20 protein-coding genes are annotated in these 25,977 nt (G+C 46.2%); 4 read left to right on the top strand and 16 right to left on the bottom strand.

Features of this window, described 5'->3' with window-relative positions; all coding sequences use genetic code 11:
• Positions 1-55: 55 nt before the first annotated feature.
• Complete coding sequence (locus tag HGP28_RS00350; RefSeq protein WP_168834446.1) at positions 56-688, top strand: response regulator; 633 nt, start codon at positions 56-58, stop codon at positions 686-688.
• Between the two features lie 268 nt (positions 689-956).
• On the opposite strand, the gene HGP28_RS00345 is transcribed toward HGP28_RS00350, so the two are convergent.
• The 9 genes from HGP28_RS00345 to HGP28_RS00305 all read right to left on the bottom strand — a co-directional run bounded on the left by HGP28_RS00345 (position 957) and on the right by HGP28_RS00305 (position 14,088).
• On the bottom strand, positions 957-2,489 hold the full coding sequence (locus HGP28_RS00345) for a SpoVR family protein (RefSeq protein WP_168834445.1): 1,533 nt from the start codon (positions 2,487-2,489) through the stop codon (positions 957-959).
• A 17-nt stretch (positions 2,490-2,506) separates the two neighbouring features.
• Positions 2,507-3,772, bottom strand: a complete 1,266-nt coding sequence (locus tag HGP28_RS00340) for a YeaH/YhbH family protein (protein ID WP_168834444.1) — start codon at positions 3,770-3,772, stop codon at positions 2,507-2,509.
• A 239-nt stretch (positions 3,773-4,011) separates the two neighbouring features.
• On the bottom strand, positions 4,012-5,946 hold the full coding sequence (locus tag HGP28_RS00335) for a PrkA family serine protein kinase (RefSeq protein ID WP_168834443.1): 1,935 nt from the start codon (positions 5,944-5,946) through the stop codon (positions 4,012-4,014).
• 401 nt (positions 5,947-6,347) lie between these two features.
• Positions 6,348-6,848, bottom strand: coding sequence for a YfbU family protein (locus tag HGP28_RS00330; protein WP_168834442.1), 501 nt, complete (start codon positions 6,846-6,848; stop codon positions 6,348-6,350).
• Positions 6,849-6,987: 139 nt separating this feature from the next.
• Positions 6,988-7,656, bottom strand: a complete 669-nt coding sequence (locus tag HGP28_RS00325) for an energy-coupling factor ABC transporter permease (protein WP_168834441.1) — start codon at positions 7,654-7,656, stop codon at positions 6,988-6,990.
• Between the two features lie 265 nt (positions 7,657-7,921).
• A complete protein-coding gene (pflA, locus tag HGP28_RS00320; RefSeq protein WP_168834440.1) occupies positions 7,922-8,662 on the bottom strand; it encodes a pyruvate formate lyase 1-activating protein in 741 nt (246 codons plus the stop codon).
• 170 nt (positions 8,663-8,832) lie between these two features.
• Positions 8,833-9,810, bottom strand: coding sequence for a lipid A deacylase LpxR family protein (locus HGP28_RS00315; protein WP_168834439.1), 978 nt, complete (start codon positions 9,808-9,810; stop codon positions 8,833-8,835).
• Between the two features lie 162 nt (positions 9,811-9,972).
• Complete coding sequence (pflB, locus tag HGP28_RS00310) at positions 9,973-12,249, bottom strand: formate C-acetyltransferase (protein WP_168834438.1); 2,277 nt, start codon at positions 12,247-12,249, stop codon at positions 9,973-9,975.
• Positions 12,250-12,534: 285 nt separating this feature from the next.
• Positions 12,535-14,088, bottom strand: a complete 1,554-nt coding sequence (locus HGP28_RS00305; RefSeq protein WP_168834437.1) for a DUF3360 family protein — start codon at positions 14,086-14,088, stop codon at positions 12,535-12,537.
• 490 nt (positions 14,089-14,578) lie between these two features.
• Between HGP28_RS00305 and HGP28_RS00300 the strand changes: the two genes are divergently transcribed.
• A complete protein-coding gene (locus HGP28_RS00300) occupies positions 14,579-16,075 on the top strand; it encodes a hypothetical protein (RefSeq protein WP_168834436.1) in 1,497 nt (498 codons plus the stop codon).
• Between the two features lie 177 nt (positions 16,076-16,252).
• The gene (locus HGP28_RS00295; RefSeq protein ID WP_246225494.1) at positions 16,253-17,188 is read left to right on the top strand and encodes a transporter substrate-binding domain-containing protein; all 936 of its coding nucleotides are present in this window, start codon (positions 16,253-16,255) and stop codon (positions 17,186-17,188) included.
• A 56-nt stretch (positions 17,189-17,244) separates the two neighbouring features.
• On the opposite strand, the gene xthA is transcribed toward HGP28_RS00295, so the two are convergent.
• From xthA to HGP28_RS00265, 6 genes are all read right to left on the bottom strand, one after another.
• Positions 17,245-18,054, bottom strand: a complete 810-nt coding sequence (gene xthA, locus HGP28_RS00290; protein ID WP_168834435.1) for an exodeoxyribonuclease III — start codon at positions 18,052-18,054, stop codon at positions 17,245-17,247.
• 26 nt (positions 18,055-18,080) lie between these two features.
• Entirely contained in the window at positions 18,081-18,263 is a 183-nt protein-coding gene (gene rsmS, locus HGP28_RS00285; protein ID WP_168834434.1) for a pleiotropic regulatory protein RsmS, read from the bottom strand.
• Positions 18,260-18,808 carry a primosomal replication protein PriC gene (gene priC, locus HGP28_RS00280; protein ID WP_168834433.1) on the bottom strand — a complete coding sequence of 183 codons (549 nt, stop codon included), beginning with the start codon at positions 18,806-18,808 and terminating at the stop codon, positions 18,260-18,262. Before priC ends, rsmS begins: the two co-directional genes overlap by 4 nt.
• Before the next feature lie 4 nt (positions 18,809-18,812).
• Complete coding sequence (locus HGP28_RS00275; protein ID WP_168834432.1) at positions 18,813-19,583, bottom strand: sulfite exporter TauE/SafE family protein; 771 nt, start codon at positions 19,581-19,583, stop codon at positions 18,813-18,815.
• 40 nt (positions 19,584-19,623) lie between these two features.
• Positions 19,624-21,696: an ATP-dependent DNA helicase DinG gene (dinG, locus tag HGP28_RS00270; protein WP_168834431.1), complete on the bottom strand. Its 2,073-nt coding sequence runs from the start codon at positions 21,694-21,696 to the stop codon at positions 19,624-19,626.
• A 141-nt stretch (positions 21,697-21,837) separates the two neighbouring features.
• Positions 21,838-22,521 (bottom strand): pseudouridine synthase, encoded by a 684-nt coding sequence (locus HGP28_RS00265; protein WP_211091829.1) that lies wholly within the window; start codon positions 22,519-22,521, stop codon positions 21,838-21,840.
• Between the two features lie 367 nt (positions 22,522-22,888).
• Between HGP28_RS00265 and HGP28_RS00260 the strand changes: the two genes are divergently transcribed.
• The gene (locus HGP28_RS00260; protein WP_168834430.1) at positions 22,889-25,111 is read left to right on the top strand and encodes an NADP-dependent isocitrate dehydrogenase; all 2,223 of its coding nucleotides are present in this window, start codon (positions 22,889-22,891) and stop codon (positions 25,109-25,111) included.
• A 475-nt stretch (positions 25,112-25,586) separates the two neighbouring features.
• Here the strand turns inward: HGP28_RS00260 and cspD are convergent, their stop codons facing one another.
• Complete coding sequence (gene cspD / locus HGP28_RS00255) at positions 25,587-25,808, bottom strand: cold shock domain-containing protein CspD (RefSeq protein ID WP_168834429.1); 222 nt, start codon at positions 25,806-25,808, stop codon at positions 25,587-25,589.
• Between the last annotated feature and the right edge of the window lie 169 nt (positions 25,809-25,977).

The following is a 25,977-nucleotide window of genomic DNA, read 5'->3' as shown; positions in this document are numbered from 1 at the left end:
CCTGGCAACAACCCTGCATTTCAACTAGAAAGAGTAAAAAATTCAAGGAGACGTTATGCGTCCTTATCAAGTGTTATTGGTGGATGACCATCCGCTGATGCGTCGCGGCTTAAAGCAGCTTTTGAGTTTTGAAGCCGACTTTGATGTTATTGCTGAGGCGTCTTCAGGTACCGAGGCGGTGGCACTGAACCGTCAGTATATGCCAGATTTGATCTTGCTGGATTTGAATATGAAAGGAATGTCGGGGTTAGATACGTTACGCGCTCTACGCACCGATGAGTGCGATGCCGCAATTGTCATTTTGACTGTGTCAAACCATCCGGCCGATATTGACGCGCTGGTGGCTGCCGGAGCGGACGGCTATTTGTTAAAAGACAGTGACCCAGATGAATTAGTTACTTTACTGCAGCAAAGCCTACGGGGTGAAAAAGCGTACAGTAGTGAGGTGGCAACGTATTTGATCTCTCGTGAAAATACCACGGATGACTTTGCCGAACTAACGGATAGAGAAGGGCAGATCCTACGTTTGGTTGCCAAAGGGTTGCGTAATCGTGATATAGCCGAAACGCTGTATATATCAGAATCGACAGTTAAAGTTCATATGAAGAGCTTATTGAAGAAGCTTGGCGTACCGTCACGTGCAGCGGCTATGGTGCGTTATTTTGAACGTTATGGGGATGTCTCATAGCTGCTACTTGGCACACTTGAATTTGTCGACGGGTTATACCCTTTCCACTGGAGGTTACTTGGGTATATGTTCACGAAGTGCTCAGAGGCTTTGCTCGTTTGCCGCCTATCTGCAGATCCAAGTTGTTTGGGTATAGATGCATTGATTTGCCCCAATCACATAGTGTCCTATGTTCATGGGGCTTGACTCAATTGTTAGCTTTTAGCTCGATAAATACCCAAACCTTACAACATGTTCGAACCCTCTGACACAAGAGAGCTAGAGCAGGTTAGATACTCGAATCATAGTGATTACGCTGTGGGCAGGTCGCGATGATCTCTCTGTGGCCAGACTCGGTCACCTCTTCCAAAATGACATCAAACCCCCAAAGTCGATACATGTGCTTCATCACTTCATCGTAACTTTTGTCTAAGGGAATACGGTTGTGGGGTACGTATTGTAATGTTAACGACCGATCGCCACGGACATCAACATTAAAGACCTGAATATTAGGCTCAAGGTTAGCGAGGTTATATTGAGCCGCTAGGGCTTGGCGAATGGCTCGGTATCCCATCTCGTCATGAATCGCATTGACTTCAATATAGTTGCGTCGTTCATCGTCTTGAATTGAGAACAGGCGAAAATCTCGAATCAGTTTTGGCGATAGATATTGGCTAATGAAACTTTCGTCTTTAAAGTTGTGCATGGCAAAGTGCACCGCGTCAAGCCAGTCGCTGCCTGCAAGCTCAGGAAACCACTCGCGATCTTCATCGGTTGGTTCTTCGCAGATGCGTTTGATGTCGCGAAACATCGCAAAACCAAGTGCGTAAGGGTTTATGCCACTAAAATAGGGGCTATTGTAGGCAGGCTGTGCGACCACGCTGGTGTGGCTATGAAGAAATTCTAAAATGAATCGGTCGCTGACTAAGCCTTCATCGTACAGATGGTTGAGAATGGTGTAGTGCCAAAATGTCGCCCAACCTTCGTTCATCACTTGCGTCTGTTTTTGAGGATAGAAATACTGGCTCACTTTGCGCACGATACGCACAATTTCGCGCTGCCAAGGTTCCAATAACGGTGCGTGTTTTTCGATAAAATAGAGAATATTCTCTTGTGGCTCAGCAGGAAAACGTTCGGTGATTTGCTCATCAGGTGTTTTGGCTTTTGGTACGGTGCGCCAAAGCTCATTGACCTGTGATTGAAGGTACGCTTCGCGCTCTTCTTGACGGGCTTTCTCTTCGTTAATCGAGATTTTCTCTGGTCGTTTATAGCGATCGACACCGAAATTCATTAATGCGTGACATGAGTCGAGCAGTTTTTCGACCTCGCTGACACCGTATTTTTCTTCACATTCAGTAATATAGTGTTTGGCAAACAGCAGATAATCAATGATGGAGCCTGCGTCTGTCCAAGTCTGAAATAGGTAATTACCCTTAAAGAATGAGTTGTGACCGTAGCATGCGTGGGCTATTACCAAGGCTTGCATTGTCACCGTGTTCTCTTCCATCAAATACGCAATGCAGGGGTTGGAATTGATGACAATTTCGTAAGCCAAGCCCATTTGACCATGCTTGTAATTTTGTTCCGTTTGAATGAACTTCTTACCAAATGACCAGTGGTTATAATTGATAGGCATACCAATGCTTGAATAGGCATCCATCATTTGTTCCGATGTTATGACCTCTATTTGATTCGGGTAGGTGTCCAATCGGTAATGCTGCGCGACGCGTTTGATTTCAACGTGGTAACGTTCGAGCAAATCAAAGGTCCAATCTGGTCCATCAGGTAAGGTTTGCCGTTTTTGTTTAGTTTCTACCGTCATGGTTTGGTCTCCTTGACTCACACATGTTCTTTGCGAAAGAGCTCCCTAAAGACAGGGAAAATATCATCCACAGACCGAATATTTTTCATTGCGAAGTTGCCAAACTGGGCGGCAAGCTTTTCATATTCGTGCCACAAGGTTTGATGCGAACGGCGCGTGATTTCGATGTAAGAATAGTATTGGCAGCTAGGCAGTAGCTTTGTCAGCAATTCACGACAGCGAGGGGAATCATCTGCCCAATTGTCACCGTCAGACGCTTGAGCAGCATAAATATTCCATTGCCCGGTTGGGTAGCGCGCTCGAATGATTTCGTCGGTGAGACGCAGCGCGCTCGACACTATAGTGCCACCAGTTTCCTGAGAATAGAAAAACTCATGCTCGTCAACTTCTTTCGCTTGAGTGTGATGACGAATGAAAACCACTTCAACGTTCTCATAAGTTCGGTTCAAAAAGAGATAGAGCAGGACATAGAAGCGCTTGGCAATGTCTTTGGTGGCTTGGTCCATTGAACCAGAAACATCCATGATGCAAAACATGACGGCTTGGCTTGAGGGAACAGGACGCTTTTCGTAATTTTTAAACCGCAAATCGAACGTATCGATAAAAGGGACACGTTCGATGCGCGCTCTAAGTTCAGCGATCTCTTGTTCGATACGTTGCTTCTCCAGTGGCTGAGCGGGCTCATTGCGTTCAATTCGGTCAAGCTCACTTTCTAGCTCACGGATCAGACGCTTGCGGCCAGCCGTCATTGCAGTGCGTCGAGCCAGCGACTGCTGCAGCGATCGCACAATCGAGATATTGGCCGGAATACCCGCAGTTTGAAAACCTGAGCGATGGGTTTTCCACTCTGTGATTTTTGCGATTTGATTTTTTTTAAGATTGGGCAATTCAAGATCTTCAAAGAGAAGGTCGAGATATTCATCTTTAGAAATCTGAAATACAAAATCGTCCTGACCTTCACCATCAGGACTTGCATCGCCGTCACCAGCACCGCCGCCGCCACCGCCTTTTGGACGTTCAATGCGATCGCCAGTAGTGAACTGATCATTACCAGGGTGAACACGCTCACGAATACCACCTTTACCCTGATGAAACATCGGCTCTTTGATATCCCTTTGAGGAATGGAAACATCCTCACCCGTTTCGGTATTGGTAATTGAGCGTCGATTTACCGCATCAGTGACCGATTCCTTAATTTGTTCTTTGTAGCGTTTTAAAAAACGCTGGCGATTCACCGCGCTTTTGTTCTTGCCGTTGAGTCGTCGGTCGATAAATTGGGCCATGATATCCCCCTCCACATTATTCTGCGTTCCCTCTTGTCCAAATCAGTAGAGCTCCTTTCGTTAAACGATCAAAGCACAGTATTCGACTGACGACTGTACTGACTGAAATGAAGGACAAGTAGTTCTCCCCCTCGCTTTGGCTTATGAACAGGCAGCTAGCGCCGCAAGCATTACACTACTATCGGCGCTGCGAGCCTGTTGATTTTATTACGCCATGCGATTAGGGCCAGTGAGCCGCACTAAGACGACTTACGAACTCGCAGATACCACTCAGAGAGCAAGCGAACTTGTTTCTCGGTGTAGCCTTTTTCCATCATTCGAGCGACGAAATCGTCGTGTTTTTTCTGATCTTCCGACGAAGTTTTCGCGTTGAATGAAATCACCGGCAATAGATCTTCGGTGTTAGAGAACATTTTCTTCTCAATCACAGTGCGCAGTTTTTCGTAACTGGTCCAGACTGGGTTCTGGCCGTTATTGTTTGCTCGAGCGCGCAGGACAAAGTTGACGATTTCATTTCGAAAATCTTTCGGATTAGAGATGCCAGCGGTTTTTTCAATTTTTTCCAGCTCGTTATTGAGCGCCGCACGGTCAAACAGTTGGCCTGTTTCAGGATCGCGATACTCCTGATCTTGAATCCAAAAATCAGCATAAGTGACGTAGCGGTCAAAGATATTTTGTCCGTACTCTGAATAAGACTCGAGATACGCCGTTTGGATTTCCTTGCCAATGAACTCGACGTAACGCGGCACAAGATAGCCTTTGAGAAACTCGAGATATCGATCTGCTGTCTCTTGAGGGAATTGCTCTCGCTCTACCTGTTGTTCAATGACATAGAAAAGGTGGACTGGGTTTGCGGCCACTTCGGTTTGGTCAAAGTTAAAGACGCGCGATAAGATCTTAAACGCGAATCGAGTAGAGAGGCCGGTCATCCCTTCGTCGACACCGGCATAATCGCGGTATTCTTGATAGCTTTTGGCTTTAGGATCTGTGTCTTTCAGTGTTTCGCCGTCGTAAACTCGCATTTTAGAGAATATGGATGAATTTTCCGGCTCTTTGAGACGAGACAAAATACTAAACTGAGCGAGCATCTCTAGCGTGCTCGGTGCGCAAGGGGCGGTCGTGAGTTCACTGTTTTCCAGCAATTTGTCGTAAATTTTGACTTCTTCAGAAACGCGAAGACAATAAGGCACCTTGACGATATAAACTCGGTCGAGGAAGGCTTCGTTGTTTTTATTGTTACGGAAGGTTTGCCATTCTGACTCATTGGAGTGCGCCAATATCATGCCATCAAAAGGAATCGCTGAAAGGCCTTCGGTCCCGTTAAAATTGCCCTCTTGCGTTGCCGTCAGAAGTGGGTGCAGCACCTTAATGGGCGCTTTGAACATTTCTACGAACTCCATCAGACCTTGATTGGCTTTACACAGCGCGCCTGAGTAGCTATACGCATCGGGATCATCTTGGGCAAAATGTTCTAATTTTCGAATATCGACTTTACCAACCAGTGACGAAATATCTTGGTTGTTTTCGTCCCCCGGCTCGGTTTTGGCCACGCCAATTTGATCTAGGATTGAAGGGCGAACTTTGAGCACTTTAAATTTACTGATATCACCCCCAAACTCATGCAGCCTTTTGGCCGCCCAAGGTGACATGATTGAGCGTAAATAACGTTTGTCGATGCCGTATTCTTGTCTGAGGATATCACCGTCTTCGGCGACATCGAACAAGCAAAATGGATGATCGTTAACGGGGCTGCGTTCGCCATTGGCACTAAGGACATAAATTGGCACTTGTTGCATTAATGCTTTGAGTTTTTCTGCGAGTGAGGATTTACCGCCACCGACGGGGCCGAGCAAGTATAGGATCTGCTTGCGCTCTTCGAGGCCTTGAGCTGCGTGTTTTAGGTAGGATACAATTTGTTCAATCGCATCTTCCATGCCATAGAAATCTTTAAAGGTTTCATAGCGAGCGATAACACGGTTTGAGAAAATGCGGCTCAGTCTTGGATCTTGAGCGGTGTCAATCACTTCAGGCTCACCAATCGCCATAAGCAGACGTTCGGCAGCATTGGCATAAGCGCTTTTGTCGTCTTTACAATGCGAAAGAAATTCCTGAATCGTCATTTCTTCATCTTTCGCAGCTTCATATCGTGCTTGATAGTGGTCGAAAATACTCATGTCGCATCCCCTTAGTATTTTATCGTGACGACGAACATCGCGTCATGCTTAGCGTGTTGCTGGCCACCGCATGATGTCATTTCATGCGAACGATGTGACCGCTAAAAAATCGTTACAAATTGCTTGGTTACCAGACTCGATAAGCGGTGTAAGTACAGTGGCAGTTATCGTTTTCTCTTCTCACAAATAAGCCTAGATCGCGATTGGAGATTTTGCTTAACAATTATGCATTTATTTCGTTCTGCGTGAGACGGCTATACCCTTTCTACGATTTGAGAAAAAGCGACGATCATCTTGCAATTGTTTGTAGGGGAGACTTGAGCAGTAGTTTGGGGATGTTTTTAAGCGCAGATAAAAACAGCCAAGGTGGAAACGACATCTTGGCTGTTTTTTTGTTTTAACTAGGCATTCATAATTTGACGAAGCTCAGCACTGGAAAGGTGATATTGCCTTGGGCAATTTCGCCACGATTTTAACATTCTGCGATATTTTTCAAGCATTGGTGTTTGGCTGTTAAAACGGTGTTCACCTTGGTCGAATTGGGGGTAGAGCCCTTCGGTATCAACGAGGAATCGTACATAGCGAACCAGTTGCGCTTCTGTTGCACAATCGAAACCGAGAAATTGCAAGCGTCGTTTATCGACATCAGATTGTGCTGTCTCAGGCAGTAGATTGTAGGACTCTTGCATCGCATGATAGAGTTCCATGACATCGATAACTTCGCGGCACTCTGCTTCTTTTAGGCAGCCAAACTCTTTATCAAGCTCACGCATATGCAATTCATACCCACGTTCGACAATGGTTTTTAAGCGTGAATATTTGGCGGCGTTGTCTGGGTCAAGCTGCGTCATCAAAGTGAATTGATTCGATAAGATAAGCCGTTGAGCTGGCGACATTTCCATTAAAGGACCTCTTGTAGTATCTGTGCTTTGATACTCAGATTAACGAAAGCGGCCAGTAGAGAATTTGATCTCACCCCTGTTATGTTGCAATAAGTTGAAATATGTCATTTTGTGTCTGTTAACGTGATGATTTTGTGAGTCATTTCCTAGGTGCATGATAAAGATAATCGTGGTCTGAAAAACAGCGCAACCAGTCAGGTTTTAGCACGCAAAGTAAAGTCAGTGCCATACCGTTGAGTAGACCCTCTGGAAAGGCAAGCAATGGGATTAAAGAGAAATATTGATGCGCTAAGAGGTACCAATCATGGATGCCCAATGCATATTCATAAAACCCTTTCGCCAAAATGTGCAGAGAGCCTGTCAGAGCCGCATTGAAAAAGCCGGCAACAAAGATGAAGACAAAGAGATGCTTGGGTAGTTTGTGGTAGCTCAAAGCAAAAATAGCGTAGCTTAGGCCGATGGGGAAAAGTCCGGAAAGTAAGATAGCACCTGGAACTTGGTTCAAGGTGAGATCGCCAGTCCACCATAAGGCAACAAAAATCGGCAAGGTCAGTAAGTAGGCAACACGCCAACCGTACATAAGGCTTAATGTGGTCAAACCAAGAAAATGGATGGCTAAACCGTTACGCAGCCCTGCATTCATTTGCCACAAGGCAAATATAAGACCAATGATTAAAACCGTCACATGCAAGAAAGGGGGATCTTGGCGAAATTTCTTTAATGCATTAACGCGAAAATCGGGCCACGCTACCATCACAAAAAAAATGACCAATCCAATTTCAATGAAGGTGATAAATGATAGCGTCATCGTCAATCTCTCTATCTTGAGGTTACTTGGGTATAGACACTCCTTACTTGAAGTTACAGTGCTTTTCGTTAAAAAGTAAGAGGCTAGCGCTCACTAACTTCATCACATAGTTTATCTCTGTGCACGAAGTGCTCAGAGGTTTTGCTCGTTTGCCGCGGACCTGTCACTTCAAGCTGTTTGGGTATAGTTGAAAAAAAACCAGCGCGAGACTGGTTTTGATGATTCAGATAGGCAGTTATGATTGGCTACCCTAGATTGAGACGCCTCAGTATTTTACGTTACTGTGGTATTGCTCTAGAATGCCGACAATGCGATCCATTGTCTCTTTTGAAGGCGGATTTACGCCTTCAAGTGGGTAGTCTTGTCCCATTGCTGTCCACTTATGTGCGCCCAATTTATGGTAGGGCAGCAACTCAATTTTCTCGATATTCTCCATATCTTGAATGAATTGACCAAGCAGATGAGCACTTTCATCGTCATCGGTATAACCGGGTACAATGACATAACGAAGCCATGTTTTTTGGCCGATTTTATGTAAGTACCGCGCGAAATCGAGCACTCGTTTATTTGAGACGCCAATGAAAATTTTGTGGACATCTTCTTTCATCTGCTTGATGTCCAGCATTACTAGATCAGTTGCCTCAAGCACCTCATCAATGACCTCGCTATGCTTGCGAACATAGCCATTAGTATCAAGACAAGTATGAATGCCTTGTGCTTGCGCTGCACGGAAAAAGTCACGAACAAATTCGGGTTGAAGCAACGCCTCGCCACCAGAACAAGTGACACCGCCACCGGAGGCATTCATAAAATGACGGTATGATTTCGCTTCATTAATGATCTCATCAACCGTGACCTGCTTTCCTTCATGAGTGTCCCAAGTATCGCGATTATGGCAGTACATGCAGCGCATTAAACAGCCCTGCAAGAAAACGATGAAGCGGATCCCCGGTCCATCGACCGTACCGCAAGATTCAAACGAATGAATGCGACCTGTTGTTGACATGGTAACTCTCAAATTATGCAAAAATTTTGCAGTTATTTTATTACAAAAACCAGATCGAAAACAGGGTAATGGAACGCACAAACGCATTCCATTAAGGTGAGAAGTTGTAATGCCTTGCGTTACAAACTAGAGGGTGAGGGCTTTCACACCTCATCACCCAGCTCAGGGGCTTAAAAGAACATGAACGCAGAAACAGAGCCGTTTGCATTACCGCGCGAATGACTCTCTTTAAAATCAGAGGTGCGTGCGGTTAGAGCAAAAGAGAGCCCATATTGCGCTTGATACCAAGTGCCTCCTAATGAAAATTCACTCTGCCACGGCTGTAATGTCACCTGATAAGCAGACTTAGGATGAGGCAAATTATTGCGGTCACCTTCAATGCTCAAATCGTTAAAGCGATAGCGACCTTTTATGCCAGCAAAGACAAACCACCCTTGGCGCTCAAGCCCAAGCATTGCGGGGTTAAACGGGTTTTCACTGTTAATTTGCGCCGCGCCTAAACTGCTTTGAAGCTGACGACCAAATCGAACCATCACACCAGTTGCAATGTCACTGCGAAAGTTACCTGCGGTCGCATCAAAAAGATTGCTCACTTCCCACTCGTTTTGATTTACCGTTAGGCCGTGCATTAAACGATCAAACCGTTGATAACCTAAAGCGGCCACCACGGTATTTTCTGTCTGATGATCCCAGCCTTGAGGCTCTGGAGAGCCGGTGATGCTGTGGACCAATTTTTGTGCTTCTTCAGAAAACGCATTTTCGCCGGTCGTACCAAGCATTGCACTGTAGCGTATCGTTTGACCTTCAATCTGACTGCTGTAGCTCGCATCGAGATGTAATAAGCCTGTATAGGGACGCTCGCCGGAAATCGGTTCAGCAGACTCGATGGTTTTTGGTGTCCACATCTTATGACCAATCGAGAGTTGGAATTTGTCGACCGATGACACGTCATTGGTGCTTTGAGATAAGAACCATTGATTATCGGCAGAGAGTGCTGGGCTTGCGTAAGCGAAAAAGACCCCATTGGTATAATCTTTATCGACGCCAAAAATACCATCATTGTCGAGGTTAAAAGAGAAGGTGGCTTGCGGTGATGCGAATACAGATGATGCAGTGAGTGCTGCCGCGAAAAATAGAGATTTTTTCATGAGTTGCCAATTTTTTTACGCATTTTAATCGCAACGTGTCGATTTACCAATTGATATTCTCATCGGTTATGGAGGTTTTGTGAGGTGCTCACCAGAATAGTGCGAGTAGCATAATGAAAAAAGGCCAGCAAACGCTGGCCTTGGTATATCACGTTAAAGTGATTATAGAGATTCAGTGAACGTACGTGCGATAACGTCAGCTTGCTGCTCTGCAGTTAGCGAGTTAAAGCGTACCGCGTATCCAGATACACGGATAGTCAACTGAGGGTATTTCTCTGGGTGCTTAACTGCGTCTAGTAGAGTTTCGCGGTTAAGAACGTTAACGTTTAGGTGTTGACCACCTTCAATGCCAGCTTCGTGGTGGAAGTAACCATCCATTAGACCTGCAAGGTTCGCACGTTGTGAACCTTCATCTTTACCTAGCGCGTTAGGTACGATAGAGAAGGTGTAAGAGATACCATCTTTAGCGTGAGCAAACGGTAGTTTACCTACAGACGTTAGAGACGCTACAGCACCTTTTTCGTCACGGCCGTGCATTGGGTTAGCACCTGGTGCGAAAGGAGCACCTGCGCGACGACCGTCAGGCGTGTTACCTGTCTTCTTACCGTATACCACGTTTGAAGTGATAGTTAGGATAGACTGAGTCGGGATTGCATCACGGTAAGTTTTCAGTGAACGAATCTTCGTCATGAATACTTCAACAAGTTCACAAGCGATGTCATCTACGCGAGCGTCGTTGTTACCGAATTTAGGGTAGTCGCCTTCGATTTCAAAGTCGATTGCTACGCCATCTTCGTCACGAACTGGTTTAACTTTCGCAAATTTGATTGCAGAAAGTGAGTCAGCAGCCACTGATAGACCTGCAATACCACAAGCCATAGTACGACGAACGTCACGATCGTGTAGCGCCATTAGTGCCGCTTCGTAGCTGTACTTGTCGTGCATGAAGTGAATGCTGTTTAGTGCAGTCACGTATTGCTTCGCTAGCCAATCCATGAAGTGGTCTAGTTTGCCCCATACGTCGTCGAAGTCGAGAACTTCGTCAGTGATCTTAGGCATTTGAGGACCCACTTGGATCTTCAGTTTCTCATCCACACCACCGTTGATTACGTAAAGTAGTGTTTTAGCAAGGTTTGCACGAGCGCCGAAGAACTGCATGTGTTTACCAATAACCATTGGTGATACACAACATGCGATTGCGTAGTCATCGTTGTCGAAATCTGGACGCATTAGGTCGTCGTTTTCGTACTGGATTGATGAAGTATCGATAGAGACTTTCGCACAGAACTTCTTGAAGCCTTCAGGTAGCTGCTCAGACCAAAGAACAGTGATGTTTGGCTCTGGAGAAGGACCCATGGTGTATAGCGAGTTTAGGAAACGGAAGTTTGAACGCGTTACTAGCGTACGACCGTCAAGACCCATACCACCCATAGATTCTGTTGCCCAAATTGGGTCGCCAGAGAATAGGTCATCGTACTCAGGTGTACGTAGGAAACGAACCATGCGTAGTTTCATTACGAAGTGGTCGATCATTTCCTGAGCGTCTACTTCAGTGATCTTGCCTTCAGCGATATCACGCTCGATGTAGATATCTAGGAACGTAGAAGTACGGCCTAGAGACATCGCTGCGCCGTTTTGAGATTTAACCGCTGCTAGGTAACCGAAGTAAGTCCATTGGATTGCTTCTTGGGCGGTTTCTGCTGGGCGAGAGATGTCACAGCCATATTTCGCTGCCATCACTTTCATTTGGCCTAGTGCACGGTGTTGCTCAGCGATCTCTTCGCGAAGCTGCATCGTCATTTGAAGATCTTCACCGTTCTCAAAACGCGCCTGTAGCGACTTGAATTGAGCCAGTTTGTCTTTCATTAGGAAGTCGATACCGTATAGAGCAACACGACGGTAGTCACCAATGATACGACCACGGCCGTACGCGTCAGGAAGACCAGTCAGTACGCCAGATTTACGGCATGCAAGGATATCAGGAGTGTAGATATCAAAAACGCCCGCGTTGTGCGTTTTACGGTATTCAGAGTAAATCTTAGAGATTTGTGGGTCTAGCTCGCGGTTATACGCTTTGCAAGAACCCTCAACCATACGAATACCACCGTTAGGGATGATTGCACGTTTTAGAGGCTTGTCTGTTTGTAGACCAACGATAGTTTCTAGATCTTTCTCGATGTAGCCTGCATCGTGAGCAGTGATGGTAGAGATAAGGTCAGTATCGAAATCAACTGGTGCGTGAGTTGAGTTCTCGATCTTGATACCTTCCATTACCTTAGCCCAAAGCTTGTTAGTCGCTTCAGTACCTTCAGACACTAGGAAAGATTCATCACCTTCATAAGGCGTGTAGTTTTTCTGAATGAAATCACGAACGTTAACTTCGTTTTGCCAGTCGCCGCCAGCAAATCCTTCCCAAGCTTTAGCAAATTGCTCTGCCATGACATACCTACCTTTAGATAGTAGAAAAAAACCGCACTGAGTTGCTGTTACGCAAGTGCCCTTGTGGGGGCATCTCAGTACACAAATAAAAAACGATATCTATGGACACTATTTCATCAAATGCACATAGATATTATCACTGTGCGTAATATGGTTATTTGCCAGTGCGTCGTCAAGCATATTCTAAAAATTTTCTGCAAACATTAAACTAAATCAATAAACCTTAAACAATTGCTGAAAACAAAAAGGGTAGCGATGTCGCTACCCTTTGTCATGTTGTTAGGCTTATAACCAAGCGGTTAGACCGTATTGGTCTTCCAGCATGCCGACAGCAAGCATAGCAACCAAACAGATAACAAGCACGCCCACAGGGATCACGATTTTATCCACAAAGGATAGACGTGAAGCACGCTCTTTGTCACCGATAAGACCGTTGTTGTCGAGTAGCATGGTAAGTGCCCAAGCAAGTACTGGGTTAACTACCGCTGAACCGAAGATACAGATACCGGCAGCTTGTGAATCCTTAGAATCTTTCACCATTTGCATACCCGCTTCTAGTAGCGGCAGTGAAACACCTACTAGCAGAGCTACACGCATCACTGGCGGCCATACAGCAATATCCATAGGGAAGCCAAGGATCGCAACCGTCATAACCAGCAAGCCAAGCAAGATTGCGCCACCTGGAATTGGGCGTTTTGCGATTGCAGCTGGGATCATGTAGGTCCCCCAAGATGATGTGATGTTACCACCACCCACTGCTGTACCGACCATTTGACGAATTGAACACATGGTCATGGTATCGTCGACGTCCATAAGAACGTTTTCGGTCTTTTTCGGGTAGTTCAGTTCTTGGAAGATACGGTGACCTAAGAAGTCAGGAGACCACATCGCGACTGCTAGGATTGCAAACGGTAGTGATGCGATGAAGTGTTCCATGTTAGGAAGACCTAGCATCCAACCTTCTTCTGTGCTGCCCCACCAGTAAACTGGGTTTAGGTTCGGTAGGCCGGTTTCGGTAACAAACTTGATGTCAAAACCTGCGCCAAGCGCTAAGGCGATTGCAAGGCCAGTGAACGCACACACAGGAATAGCAAGCCAGCGTTTGTTGACCTTAGCAAGATACGCGTAAAGCGCGATAGTCACTGCCAAGACGATAAGACCGACATAACCCATGCTGCCCGCTTCAACGGTAGACGATTGCAAACCAACTGCCCACTCTTGAATGGACGTGATTTGGCTGACGGTACCCGTTAAACCTAAGAAGATAAGCAAGCCACCAGCAGTCCCTTCTGATGTCAGGTTAACCAGCTTTGAGCCACCTTTTAAGAAGCTGAGAAGCAGGCCAAACACACCAATCAAAATGGCTAACGCAAGAGGGTGAGCACCCGCTAACGCGATAGTTGCGATAAGCGGAATCATCGGACCGTGGTTACCGGCAAGGTTCGCTTTCGGGTTGATAAAACCAGAGGCAAGAACGCAGAATAGCAACGCTGGGATCAGCATTTCTACACGAGCTACTTCAATCGCAAACTCTTTACCCAAATTGATGTGATCCCATGCCTGAGTGAGACCCTCAGCCCATGACATCATTACCGCAGAATACATCGCGATAATGCCGATAGTACCGGCTAGAGCTGGTACTAAATCTTCAAGCTCAAAGCGGAAATCACGACCAGGTAAGTTCAAACCGAAACGACGTGGTTTCATAATTTGAAGTTCATGATCCAAATAATCGGAACGGCTAGCAAATTCTGACGCCGGACGGTGCAGCTCACGATAGCTTTTGCCGTCTGATTCGACATCTGAATCAAGCGGCGCTTGATTAACTGCGTCTGTCATAGAGACCTCTTGTATAAAGAAAAAAACAATTCTGGATAAATGCGTTTGCGTTGAGCGACGTAGTGTCGAAAACGTGGGTCAGGACAGATGAAAAACTTGTTAACGTTGATAGCGGACGTTGACAAAAGTGTGAGACCCGGTGAGGCATTGCCCTCAAAACGCTTTGTGCGCGAGTCTAACAACTCTCCAAAACACGATGATTGATTTAGATCATTTTAAGAAGATGTGTGAAATAAAACTACAGGATGTTACTGGTATCATTGGTTTTTTTGCGTCAAAGCATCAAAATGCGTTACATACAGTATTTCATATTGAATAAAACAAGTAATTTTCATTCATTTTGGTGATGTGACAACAAAATCAAGTCGTTGGCATTTTTGCAGTGTCGCGACGAGTAACGAGTGCAGTGTAATATTTGGCGTAAAAATTGCTTCTAATCGCTCATAATTCACAAATACGCGGCGAGCATTTGCCGTTTCAGGAAGAGATAATGAAGAATTTGACGCTTTTGCCGCTGGCTGTATTGATTTCAACCGCACTTGCCGGATGTGGCGGCAGCAGTGGCGGTGGTGGTACACCAGCGCCCACGAAAACGGCGATTAATTTAAGCTTTGTCAAAGCTGAGATGCAAAGTTTGGTGGCTGCGGCAAACTGTAAAATTTATGAACGTGAGCGTACGGAAATTACCAATGGCGATGAAACCGATGTCGAGACAGATGTATTGACGGTAAAGCCAGTTGGTGATGCGCTTGATTCATTTATTTACATTAATTTTAGTGATGAAACAGGCGAGGTGATCGATGGCTCTGAGCTGGCTTTAAATGATGGGCGTATTGGTTTTTTTCTTGAGGACGTTCCAACCAATGGCTTTGTGAATGTTGTCGAGCACGTTAATTTTAATTACTACGCAACGTCATTTTCTCGCGCTTTCCTAGAGGCGAATTCGAGCCTGTTCAAAAATATGACGCTAACCGTAGTTAACCCGGTAGGAAATGCACAATGTGTAACCGCAACGAATAATTTGGCTGAGGTTAACAAAACGGGCGTGGAGTACGCACTGGATCCTGAAGGCTCTTTTGACGATGTCGGCATTTTTCCATATTACTTTACTTCAAATATCGAAACGGAAGCCGGTGGTAACTCCCCAGAAATAACAGCTAAAACTGATTTTCAAGCCTTAGGTAATGATATCACTGCAATTACTCAGTATCGCGATGGGGATAAAGAGTCCCTCGTGCAATACGGTTACGAAGACTGGGCATCAGGTAAAGTGAATATGGTTTATACCGGCGAAAAGGAACCAATTATTCGCAGTCAGAGTAACGTCATCTATGATGATGTCGATGTTGGTGTGGTATATCGCGATAGTGCCAAAGTATTGACACATATTTCATCGAAAACCGAGGAATATTATCGTCCACTTGAGAAAAAATCGGCAGAAACATGGTTTGTTAGTGCGGTAGGTATTCCTGCCGAGTCGTGGTCTGCAACACTTAATTTTGCTCTAGATGATACGTGGAATGCTTCACTTGATGAAGGCGATCTATTTGACGTGGCTTCATTAGCAAATGCTTCTGCTTTGTATAGTAACCAATCGAATGGCGCGCTTGTTATCGATATGCAAAATAGCATCACTATTGGCACGTCAGATTTCGGTTTACAGCGAATCAGTCTACATCCGGATGCCGGCTCCGATGGCTTAAGCCTGCATACTATTTATTCATTACCAACGCAGAAGCTCGTTGTTCCTATGGTGGAAGATTTTGATTCTGTTGATTTGACAGCCGCAAAACTAAAGCAAGATTATTGGTTTAGTGAAACAACGACCGCGCTAGATCCACGCCTATTTATGGACCAATTTGATAGTAGTGATCGACCTAGTCCGGAAACAGACTCTCATGGATTGATTCTTGAAGAAGGGCAGCGTTTTCAATTGAATGCAGCACACCATAAAACCCGCTCTTTCGCGTTATCAAGAGAGCAGTAATTGGATAACGCTGCTTAATAATTTTCCTTCAAAAGCTCCACCTCTGGGGCTTTTTTCTACGCCATTCCGAGGGTTAACTGGCATATATTTCACTGCAACCTATCCTTAGCTGAGGGCTACCGAACTAAGCCTTGATCACATTGTAATTTGTCACTATTTGATCGAATAGGGTGCCGTATGAAAAAGAGCGTTGATAGTAAAATGAGTTTTTATTCTCAGAAGATGCAAGGTTTAAGTTGCGCTAATGCTATTGTCACATGGTACAGAGTGGCGCTTTTTTTCTTTATCTTCAGCGCTGTTTTCACGTCTTCCTTTGCCATTGCAGAAACAAAAACGGTGCGCTTTGGTGTCGATGGTAGATATCCGCCCTTTAGCTGGCAAGAAGTCGATGGTTCACTGAGGGGCTTTGATATCGATCTTGCCAGGGCGCTGTGCGATGAAATGCAAGTGAATTGCCGTTTTGAAGTGCGGCGCTGGCCGCAATTGATACCAGGCCTGATTAATCATGAATATGACGCCATCATTGCGGCAATGTCCATCACCGCTTCGCGAAAAGAGCGTATCGCATTTAGTCAAGCTTACGCGCAGATCCCAAGTCGATTTGTCGCAACCAAATCAATGAACATAAGCATTGGCAATCTGGCGAATGCGAAAGTCGGGGTGCAAAGCGGAACCACCCACGACGCGTATTTACGCGATAATTATTGGTCTGCGAGTGAGAGTGGCCGTCCTTTGATTGAGGGGGCCACAAAAGAAGCCGAGGAGTATGGTGAGCAAAACAAAGCCATCACTGTGGTCCGCTTCAATACCTTTGATGAAGCCCGTGATGCGCTTATTGAGGGCAAGGTGGATGTTCTACTTGGTGACGCTCAAGTACTGGCGCAGACGATCCTCAACCAGCCGATGGGTCACCAATTTCACTTTATCGGACCCTGGTTAACTGAGACAACGTGGTTTGGCGAGGGCTTTGGCATCGGGGTGCGTAAAAACGATGCTGCACTCAAGCACGCTCTTGATAACGCCCTTAATCAATTGAATAAAAAGGCGATCTATCAAGAGATCGCCGAGAACTATTTTAGTTTTGAGATTACGCCTAACCACTTTGGTCGCTAGGGCAGCATTGTGCTTGGGGCAACACTGTGTTGAGAATAACTTAACTGGCTAGCAGCTTAGTTGCTAAACTCACTCCAAATTGGCGCGTGATCAGAAGGTTTTTCCGCGCCGCGAAGCTCATAGTCAATGCCCGTGTCGACGCACAAATTTGCCAGCGGTGGCGTGGCCAAAATAACGTCAATGCGCAGGCCACGGTTGTCATCAAACCCTTTAGAGCGATAATCAAACCACGAAAACTGGTCGGTGACTTCAGGGTGTTGGGCACGGAAGGTGTCGACAAAACCCCAATCCAACAAACGCTGTAACCATTCTCTCTCCTCTGGCTGAAAGGAGCATTTTCCGGTTTTGAGCCAGCGTTTACGATTCGGCTCACCAATACCAATATCGGCATCGGTCGGGCTGATGTTAATGTCTCCCATGACTACAAGCCGTTCATCGTTTTGGTGGTATTGGTCAAGGTAGCCCATCAAATCTTGATAAAATTGTCTTTTGTAAGGAAATTTTGTTTCATGATGAATGTTATCACCTTGAGGGAAATACCCATTCATTACAGTGACATGCTCGCCGCTTTTGTCTAAAAACGTCGCCATAATCATGCGCTTTTGATGTTCATCGGTATCGGTTGGAAAACCACGTTGCACCGAGAGCGGCGTTTGTTTACATAAAATGGCAACGCCATAATGCGCTTTTTGCCCGTGAAAGTAGACTTGATATCCCATGGCTTCCACCTCTTCGCGTGGAAACGCTTCATCATGAACTTTGATCTCTTGCAGACCAATAACATCGGGCTGGTGTTTATCGATCAGTGCTTGTAGCTGAGGAAGGCGAGCACGCAGTCCATTGATATTAAAGCTAATGATTTTCATTCGATGTCCTTTCGGTTTATGAATCGTTAAGACGGAGTATGAGGTTGATTGGGCGCCTCGAGCTGGCGCTGTAAATCTTGTTTAACGATCTCTAGCGCCGCCAATGCGGTGTTAGGATCTATTTGATGTGTTTCAAGAAGATAGATGAGATCAACCGCTAATTTAATCTCATCCGATGCATTTTCAAGGGAAACGGTTGGTTGGCTCATGAGGAGTGCCTTTCACGATAGGTGATTTGATTTTCGATTTTATCCAACGCAGCTTTGCAGCGGATCAGGCGCTGCTCTGTGGCGAGAAGTGTTTTTTGGCGCTCTGCACGTTCCAGTGCTGAAGCACTGTTTAGTGCTTGTTGCTGTTCCCAAACCATCTGCTGGAGACGCCGTGCCCACTCGGAATGCTGTGCAAGCTCTTGATAAAGAACGTTAATCGGCTTTTGCGTTACAGCGCCTATATGCTTTACTTTGTTGCGTAAAGGCACGGTTGCCAATTCTCGCTGAATGGCGCTGATTTGTGCGAGTAAACGCTCAGTCAGATATTCAGCGCGCATTGCAGTTAAACGGCCGCACTCTTGTTCGCGCTTGAGTGTATTGAAGGTGGCGCGGGTCTCATCAACACACGGCATCAGAAGCTGGGATTGGCAATGGAACAACCTTTCATCAAAGAGCCCGCGAACTTGTTCACCGCGACGACGATCAAGTTGAGCCGCTTGTGCTGCTAATTCATCAAGCTTTAATGCCAGTTGATTGAGATTCATCGAATTAAAACCACGCTTGATACGCCAATTTGATTGCTAATAAGCTTACCACAGTAACAAAAACGGGCCGAATAAATGCTGCGCCAAAGCGAATTGCTGAATGGGCGCCGACCCAAGCGCCCGCCATCAGACACACGCCCATGGTTAAACCTATCAGCCAATTAATGTGGCCCAATACGGCAAACATCCCAAGTGCAGTAAAATTACTGGTAAAGTTCATTGCTTTTGCAAGGCCAGAGGCAAGCAAAATATTGAGTCGATATAACGCCATTGAACTTACTGTCCAAAACGCACCCGTGCCAGGACCTGCTAGACCGTCGTAAAACCCGAGCGAAAGTCCTTGTAGCATCTGTTTGTAGCGCAGGGTTTTGCATTGGGTTGGCAACGTCTCTTTTTCATTAACCGGTGTTTTATGCAAGATGGTATAGAGTGCCGCGGCTAGAATGATTAACGGAAGCACTTTTTCTAGCCACTGTGTTGAAATTCGGTCGACCACGAGGGCGCCTAATACGGCACCAATAAACGTGGCTGCAAACGCACGGCCCCAGTAACGTGGACGAAAAAGCCGTTTACGATAATAAGCCCAAGCCGCGGTAGATGAGGCAAACGTTGCGGCCACTTTATTGGTGCCTAATGCCATGTGAGGTGGCAATCCGATAGAGAGTAGGGTCGGAACCGTTAACATGCCGCCGCCGCCAGCGACGGCATCGATAAAACCAGCCACAAAGGCAATAAGCGCTAAAATGATCACCACAGAGGGTTCAAGTAAATCCATTCGTATTCTTCTAGTTATGATCTCAATTGTCGACACTGACTTAATTAATGGTCCGTTTAAACGGTGGTAGCGCATTGAGCAGTGACTGACCATACCGTTTAGTGACAAGACGTCTGTCGAGTATGGTGACGGTACCGCTGTCTCGTTCCTTGCGAAGCAGTCTTCCCACCGCTTGAATCAGCTTTTTACTCGCTTCTGGAACGGTAATTTGCATAAACGGGTTACCACCTTGGCGCTCGATATATTCTGAGTGCGCTTGTTCCACTGGGGAGGTTGGTACGCCAAAGGGAATTTTTGTTATCACTAAGTTGGTGAGCAAATCCCCTGGCAAATCCAGCCCTTCTGAAAAGCTTCCGGTTCCAAACAGCACACTTGTTTTGCCAGCTTCAACCAGTTTTCGATGCTTTTTGAGTATTTCAGTCCGTGATGTTTCACCCTGCACTTGCAAGGCCCAACCTTGTTTTATAAACGTTGTTTCTAACGCCTTAGCCACTTGGTTCATTTGCCAGTAAGAAGAGAATAAAACTAAGTTAGCCTCTTTGTCTTTTAAATGGTTAGGCAAAATTTCGATAAGATATTCTGTAAATTGTGCTGCTTGTGGTTCATGGCGCATTGGCGGCACAATTAACTCTGCCTGATTGGCATAATCAAATGGCGAAGCAAGGGCCAAAAACTGTGTGCCTTCACCTTCTCGCATATCGATGCCAGCTTGCATGCAAAAATAGTGAAATGAATTCAGGGCGCGTAACGTCGCAGAGACTAAAATGGCGCCAACGCACCGACTCCACAACTGCTTGTCGAGCTGCCAGCCAATTTCCAGTGGTGCGACCGCAACAATCACATCACCTTCACGATCTGGGTGTTTTTCCAGCCAACGGGCAAGTGGCGCGCCTTTTTCTCGTGTGGGCTCAGCCATCAACTTCCACACTTGCGCTAAATTTTCGGTACGTTGAATATAAAAACCGAGTTCAGCGAGAGCAGGCTCTGCCAGTCTCGGTGCCAATTCACCGTCTTTGACGCGCTCAGCAATGAGATCGGCAATTTTTGCCACTGCCTGACTGGCTTTTTGGCTGGTTTGTTTCAGCTCTTTTGCCTGTTGCTCAAGCCATTCCGGCAATTCACCGTGTTCGAAACGGTAGATTCCGTCATCAAATTGCGCTGGGTCAAATTGCTTGCTGAGCTGCGACAGTGAAGGGATCAATTGGCTGACGGCATCTTGCAGCTCATTTCGAAATCGACCCACCCGTTTTTCATCGGCCAAACCCGCAAATTTGCTCGTGGCTTGGTTTAAGCGTTCAAGCCACGCTGCTGCACCTTTTAAACTTGCGGCCGCAGAGGCGTGATCTCGCGCCACTTGTGGTAAGTGGTGCGCCTCATCAAAGATGTATAAGGTCTGCTCAGGTTCCGGCAAAATAATGCCACCGCCGAGATCCGCATCAGACATCACCAAGCTATGATTGGCGATAATGACGTCTAATTTGTCTAGCTCGGCGCGGGCTTTTTGAAATGGACATTGGCGATGCGCTGGCATGCTATTGTTGCAACTGTGCTTATCACTGACGATAAGCTGCCAAATGGCGTCATCAATTGGTTTGGGCCAAGAGTCGCGATCGCCATCCCACTTTCCTTGAGCAAGACTTTGATAAAGTGTTTCGAGAAGCTCAATATCTTTTTTCTTTGGTTTGGTCTCGAACATGGCAAGTTGCCCACCATCGACACCACTGGCCGCGGCCAATTTTTCGCTACAGCAATAACGTTGTCGGCCTTTGACCAATCCAAAGGAGAAAGGTTTATCACTAATTCGGCGGAAAAGTGGCAGGTCTTTGTTAACCAACTGCTCCTGCAGCGCGACGGTGGCCGTCGAAATCACCACTTTTTTATTATTGAATAGAGCGACCGGAATGCTCGCCATGAGATAGGAGAGCGATTTGCCGATCCCCGTTCCAGCTTCAGCCACTAAAATTCGATTGCTAGGATGGTATTGGCCACACAAGGTTTTGGTGATTTCAGCAACCAGATAGTTTTGTGCGCGCCGCGGAACAAAATTTTCCAATTGGTGTTGCAGGTTTTGGTAACTGGCGCGAACCGACGCTTGAATTTTTTGGGTGCTCATAGACGGACCTTAGTGAAGACCGCGCGATGGTAGCACAAATATACCCAAGTAACCTCAAGATGCGCGGGTCAGCGAGAATGACTTCACTCAGATTGACAGCGATTCTCGCTAAATCACCTCGCTTGTCGCCTACCGGCATCTTCAAGTTGTTTGGGGAGATAGGAATTGCCATTCTCCCGGTTGCAAGCTCCCGAGCGAAATGTCGCCAACCGAGTAACGAATCAAGCGCAGAGTGGGAAAGCCAATGTGCGCGGTCATACGGCGAACTTGACGATTACGCCCCTCAATGATGGTGATGGCTAACCATGTGGTAGGAATCGCTGCGCGAAATCGAACCGGTGGCGTGCGTGGCCAAATGGAAGGCTCATCAATAATTGTGACTTTAGCTGGTAGCGTCATACCATCTTTTAGCTCAACACCTTGACGCAAACGTGCTAAGTCCGCCTCTGTTGGCGCACCTTCTACTTGAACCCAATAGGTTTTCGGCGATTTTGATCCCGGCTGGGTGAGCCTTGCCTGTAAAATACCATCATTGGTGAGTACCAGTAGCCCCTCACTGTCTCGATCAAGGCGACCCGCAGCGTAGACATCTTTCACCGAAATGAAATCTGCTAACGTTTTACGACCATCACCGTCGGTAAATTGACTTAATGTGTCGTAGGGCTTGTTAAAAATGATGATCTTACGTTCTGCTGCGGTAAGTGGCATTGAACGTTTTTGTGAAGCATGAGATGGCGTTTTGCCTCTGGGGTTTGGTCGTTTTTTTCTCGCAGTGGAATGCGGTGCCTTAGACGGCGAATTTGTTTTGCGGGAAAAAGAGGACATGTTAAGTACCTTGCAAAAATGTAAATGAAGTGTGGCAATTGGTTTTCTCAGCGCTCGGCTTAAGCTATGATGCGCTCGCGAAAACTAACAAAAATGTGCGAAGTCAAATCACCAGTAAACAGAAAGTGTGTAGACTATTTAGCAAAATTTGTTTAATTATACCCAAATCAATCTGGAAGTCTTATCCCCAAGCGTTACCGGAGTGAGTATCTTATGTTTGACGGGCACCTTGCTCGTTGTTGTGGCATACCGAGCTGTATGTCATGCCATACAGCCGAAGCACTCATTCTCAGATAAGCCATTGTGCAAGACGCAGAAAGGGGAGACAGACACGTTGTTTGAGTAGCACAGATAAATAGGGACATTTATGCCTACCGAAAATTCAACCATTATTTATACCATTACCGATGAAGCCCCTGCGTTAGCAACCTATTCATTACTTCCAATTATTCAGTCATTTACCGCCTCATCAGGCATCAATGTCGACACGCGAGATATTTCCTTGGCTGGGCGAATTATCGCCAATTTTCCTGAATATTTAACCCAAGATCAGCGTATTGGTGATGCATTAGCTGAACTCGGTGAACTGGCAAAACAACCCGAAGCCAACATCATTAAGCTGCCCAACATCTCAGCCTCGATACCGCAACTAAAAGCGGCAATCAAAGAGTTGCAACAAAAAGGTTATGCGCTGCCAGATTATCCAGAAGAGCCAAAAACCGATGAGCAAGCCGCAGTAAAAGCGACGTATGACAAAATTAAAGGCAGTGCTGTGAATCCAGTGCTTCGTGAAGGTAACTCTGACCGTCGCGCGCCACTTTCGGTGAAAAATTACGCGAAGAAAAATCCTCACTCAATGGGCGCATGGTCGAGCGATTCACTGTCGCATGTTTCAAGCATGAGTGATAACGACTTTTTTGGCAGTGAAAAATCGCTGACCACAGACACTGCGACCAACGTGCGTATTGAGTTTGTTGCTCAAGATGGTGCGCGAAGCGTATTAAAGTCAGATTTCCCACTGCAAGAGAAAGAAGTCATCGACACTGCGGTGATGAGTAAAAATGCGCTAGTCGCGTTTTTTGAGCAAGAAATTGCGGATGCAAAGTCGCAAGATGTTCTGTTATCGCTGCATATGAAAGCAACGATGATGAAGGTATCAGACCCTGTGATTTTTGGTCATGCGGTCAAAGTGTATTACAAAGATGTTTTTGACCAATACGGCCCTTTGTTTGAAGAGCTCGGTGTTGATGTGAATAACGGTATTGGTGATGTTTACGCCAAAATTGAGAACTTAGCCGAAGCACAGCAAAACGAGATTAAAGCAGCGCTAGAGGCGGTTTATCAAACTCAGCCGCCACTGGCGATGGTGGATTCCGATCGCGGCATTACTAATTTACATGTACCAAGTGACATTATTGTTGATGCGTCTATGCCTGCTATGCTGCGTTCATCGGGCCAAATGTGGGGCCCTGATGGTCAACAAAAAGACACGAAAGCGATGATCCCAGATCGCAGCTACGCGGGGATCTATCAGGCGGTGATAGATTTTTGCAAACAGTACGGCGCGTTTGATCCCACGACTATGGGTAGCGTACCGAATGTGGGTCTCATGGCGCAAAAAGCGGAAGAGTATGGCTCACACGATAAAACCTTCATTTTGGATGCAGCAGGGACAGTACAGGTCGTAAGCAGCGAAGGGGCAATTTTGCTAGAGCAATCTGTGGAAGCCGATGACATTTTCCGTATGTGTCAGGTGAAAGATGCGCCAATCCAAGATTGGGTTAAGTTGGCTGTCACTCGAGCTCGTGCAACGGGGGTTCCTGCGGTTTTCTGGCTGGACAAAGATCGTGCGCACGATGCCGAGCTGATTAAGAAAGTTAATGCCTACTTGCCAAACTTTGATACTGACGGCCTTGATATTCGTATCATGGCACCAGTTGATGCGTGCCTCTTCTCATTAGAGCGCATTAAAGAGGGGCTTGATACCATTTCTGTCACTGGTAACGTTCTGCGTGATTACCTCACTGATTTATTCCCGATTCTTGAGCTGGGAACGTCGGCAAAAATGCTGTCTATTGTACCGTTAATGAATGGCGGTGGTCTGTTTGAAACAGGGGCTGGTGGCTCTGCGCCTAAGCATGTTCAACAGGTACAAAAAGAGAACCACCTGCGTTGGGATTCTCTTGGCGAGTTCCTCGCACTAGCCGCATCTCTTGAACATTTAAGCGTGGTAGCGGGCAACGCGAAAGCGAAAGTGCTAGCGGATGCGTTGGATCAAGCAACGGGCGAGTTTTTGGATCAAAACAAATCACCTTCACGCAAAGTGGGTGAGTTGGATAACCGAGGCAGTCATTTTTATCTTGCGCTTTATTGGGCACAAGCACTTGCGGCGCAAGAGGCTGATGCTGATTTAGCGGCAGAATTTGCGCCGTTAGCACATTCGATGGCGGAGCTTGAAGGGCAAATTGTGGCTGAATTAAACGGAGCTCAAGGACCAGCGGGTGATCTTGGTGGTTACTACGCACCAGAAGACCAAAAGGCGGCAGCTTTGATGCGCCCAAGTGCAACGTTAAATGCACTGATTGGCTAAACGGGTGATAAGGCTTTTTCCATCTACAACCTACCTGCATCTTCACGTAGTTTGGGTATAGATTGGAGTTATAAAACAGCGCTGCGGCGCTGTTTTTTTGTTCTGTTAGATCGTTCTTATTGGGAGTTTCAGTGTTTTTCTTTAAGAAATTAACGGACTAATCTCATCACATCGCGCGCGACACTCAGAGGTTTTATTCGTTAGTTGACTCGCTGTAGTGTCAAGTTGTTTGGACTATACCCGTCGCACTTGAAGTTGCCGCGTTGTTGGCTGACTCTCACAAACCTCATCACATAGTTAGTTTGGGTATAGGCCCAATGCAAAAAGCCTCATAGACATGAGGCTTTTATCGTTGAATACAAATAGTTTGTCAGAGACACTGCCATAATGCTCCGCTCCAAACGAAGGAAGCATCAAATAAAGAGCCTGACAAAGCTTATACAATATCAAAGCTCGCTAGTTCGGCCGAGAGAGGTTATTTTACTGCTTGGCTTTCAATGGGTACCACAGAGCTAGCGTGCGATCCCTTAGGTCCGCGTTCAATTTCATAAGAAACTTGTTGCCCTGCTTTCAATGTGCGATAACCGTCCATTTGAATCGTGGAGTAGTGTGCAAAAATGTCACCATCTTCCTCGTCTGAACAGATAAATCCAAACCCTTTGGCATTGTTAAACCATTTAACTGTACCTGTAGCCATGCTATACATCCCTCATGCATTGAGTTAACGTTTGACTCCGTTAACGTTACTGATGTTGTTACCCAACCTGTCGTTAGTAACAAGTTCCCATTCTGCTTCAATACTATTTGGTCGCAATGTTGTTGCCGAGGTGCATAGAAATTGAGCGTTACTCACGAAGTAGTAATGA

It is taken from the genome of Vibrio agarilyticus (genome assembly GCF_012641465.1).
In the GTDB taxonomy this organism is placed as follows: domain Bacteria; phylum Pseudomonadota; class Gammaproteobacteria; order Enterobacterales; family Vibrionaceae; genus Vibrio; species Vibrio agarilyticus.
Note: the sequence above shows the minus strand (reverse complement) of the source record. Positions and strands in the feature narration are given on the sequence as shown.